The 766-nt window shown below is 74.7% G+C and carries 2 pseudogenes; both read left to right on the plus strand.

The window, feature by feature from the left end:
* Positions 1-430, plus strand: a pseudogene (locus HMPREF1137_RS10430) (protoporphyrinogen/coproporphyrinogen oxidase); the annotation flags it as partial.
* Positions 427-766, plus strand: a pseudogene (locus HMPREF1137_RS07510) (hydroxymethylbilane synthase); the annotation flags it as partial. The pseudogenes HMPREF1137_RS10430 and HMPREF1137_RS07510, both read left to right, overlap by 4 nt.

Consider the following 766-nt stretch of genomic DNA (forward strand, 5'->3'; position numbering starts at 1 on the left):
CGTCTCCCAGGGCCTCCTGGTCGCGCCCGCGCCCGCCGGCGAGCGGCCGGTCGCGGCAAAGGCCCTGTCCCACCTCAACGTCAAGTGGCCCTGGCTCGCCGACCAGCTTGTGCCCCACACGCACCTGCTGCGCCTGTCCTACGGGCGCCTCGGCGAGGCCGAACCCGCCGTCACCGTTGAGGGGGCCCTGCGCGACATCCGCACGCTCACCGGCGTCACCATCGCCGCCGAGGCCGTCACCGACCACCTGCTCGCCCGCTGGAACGGCACGCTCCCGCCCCTGCCGCCCGAGTATCGCGGCCGCGTGAGAGCGCTCGAGGACCAGGTGCGTCCCCTGGGGGGCGTGGCGCTCACGGGCGCCTGGGTCGCCGGAACCGGCATCGCCTCCGTCGTCTCCCATGCCCGCGCGGGCGCGAAAGGACTGCTATGACCACGCGGACATTTGTGCTGGGAACCAGGGGATCGCGCCTGGCGCTCGCCCAATCCACCACCGTCGCGCGGGCGATCGAAGAGGCCGGGGCTCGCCTCGGCGAGGACGTGCGCGTCAATCTGGAGGTCGTGCGCACCCACGGTGACGTGTCAGCGGCACCCCTGGCCGCGCTCGGCGGCGTCGGCGTGTTCGCCGCGCAGCTGCGGCTCGCCCTCCTCGGAGGAGAGTGCGACCTGGCCGTCCACTCCTTCAAGGACCTGCCCACCGCCCCCACGCCGGGCCTGCGCATCGCGGCCGTCCCGCAGCGCGAAGACCCCCGCGACGCCCTGTGCGCGG

It is taken from the genome of Actinomyces sp. ICM39, assembly GCF_000282935.1.
Taxonomy (GTDB): Bacteria; Actinomycetota; Actinomycetes; order Actinomycetales; family Actinomycetaceae; genus Pauljensenia; species Pauljensenia odontolytica_B.